The sequence below is a fragment of the Glycomyces dulcitolivorans genome (assembly GCF_003265355.1).
Lineage (GTDB): Bacteria > Actinomycetota > Actinomycetes > Mycobacteriales > Micromonosporaceae > Glycomyces > Glycomyces dulcitolivorans.
In genome coordinates this window covers 1-1674 of the sequence record NZ_QFRW01000132.1, presented here as the reverse complement: position 1 = coordinate 1674, position 1674 = coordinate 1, and the positions used below count along the sequence as shown (strand labels likewise).

At 73.5% G+C, this 1674-nt stretch carries 2 protein-coding genes; both read left to right on the top strand.

The features are described from left to right. Positions 1 to 352: 352 nt before the first annotated feature. Entirely contained in the window at positions 353 to 1393 is a 1041-nt protein-coding gene (locus DI269_RS13085; RefSeq protein WP_112136573.1) for a zinc-dependent metalloprotease, read from the top strand. Positions 1394 to 1398: 5 nt separating this feature from the next. Then, the coding region (locus DI269_RS13080) for an ATP-binding protein (protein ID WP_332871943.1) at positions 1399 to 1674 on the top strand (276 nt) is incomplete at its 3' end.

The window sequence follows — 1674 nt, the reverse complement described above, 5'->3', positions numbered from 1 at the left end:
GGCGTCGAGTGCGGGGGCGTCGGGGGCGGGGTGCGGGTAGGCGGCCGCGAGGACGGCGGCCGCCGCGAGGGCGGTCCCGCCGGAGGCGGCGAGCGTCCGCCTGGCAATGGAGTGAGGCATCGTTGCTCCCTGTGCAATTCCTGCCCGCAATCCTGCAAGATGTTGCGAGCTTGACAAGAACGTAACATCCCGGGTCCGAAACTTTCAAGACGTTCGATATTTGAATTCGTGAGCACCGGGCCCCGGGAGGCCCGTCCGGTACGGTCCGGTTCGGACCCGCTTGCGCGGGATGGTGGCGAGACGACTGCGCGCTGGCTAGGCTGGAGCGATGGCGCCGCCCGCAGGAAACCCGATGCTGCCGTCAGTCGACTGGCGGACCGCCGCGTCCTGCTCGCGGGCGTTCAGCAAGGGCGGACCGACGATGAGCCGCGAAGGCGCCCTCGACGTCGTCGCCGACCTGCACCGCCACGCGCGCAACGCGATCGACCTCGTCACCGACTACACCGGGCTGGTACCCGAGACCTTCGCGGGGGCCGAGGTCGTCGACCGGGTCCGCTGGAGCCAGATCAACATCGCCGGGTTCCGGCGCCTCCTCACCGGACTCGGCGCCGAGACGGTCGGCGACGCCGCCCCGAGCGCGGCCGCGAAGCTCACCGGCGTCCAGGCCGGGGCCGTCCTCGCGTTCCTGTCCTCGCGGGTCCTCGGCCAGTTCGAGACGTTCTCCACCGACACCGGGCGGCTGCTGTTCGTGGCGCCCAACATCGTCGAGGTCGAACGGCGCCTGCGCCTGCCCTCGCGCGAATTCCGGCTGTGGATCGCCGTCCACGAGGCCGCGCACCTCACCCAGTTCACGGCCGTGCCGTGGATGCGGGGCCACTTCCACGGGCTCATCCAGACGTTCTTCGACGCCGCCGAACCCGACCGGTCCTCCGCCGCCGGGCTCGCCCTCGCCGTGCGCCGCGCGCTCGCCTCCGCCCGCGAGGAGGACCCGCCCGAACCCGGCGGCGACGTCATGACCGCGGTGACCAGTCCCGAGCAGCGCCAGGCGATCTCGGAGATCCAGGCGCTCATGACGCTGCTGGAGGGCCACGCCGAGGCAGTCATGGACGGCGTCGGGCGCACCTCCATCAACCACGTCCAGCTCCTGCGCCGCCGCTTCGACCGCCGCCGCGCCAACCCCACCACGCTCCAGAAGTTCCTGCGCCAGCTCCTCGGCCTCGACGCCAAGATGCGGCAGTACGCGGCCGGGCGGCGCTTCGTCGACCACGTCGTGAACGGCCACGGCGTCACCGGGTTCAACCGCGTCTGGGAGCGGCCCGCGAACCTGCCGACCGAGGCCGAGATCGACCGCCCCGAACTGTGGACCGCGCGGGTCCTCGGGGCCCGCGGGTAGCTCCGGTGGCGAGACTGCCGCCCGCGGTGGCGCGCCTGCGCGCCGCCGTCAGGGACGGCCTCGCCGACCTCCCGGCCGGATCGCTCGTCCTCGTCGCCTGCTCGGGCGGGCCCGACTCGCTCGCGCTCGCCGACACCGTCGCCTTCTGCGCCCCGCGCCAGGGGCTGCGGGCCGGGCTCGTGAGCGTCGACCACGGGCTGCAGGACGGTTCGGCCGAACGGGCCGCCGGGGTCGCGGCCTGGGCGCGCGGTGCAGGGCTCGACCCGGCCGAGGCCGTGAGC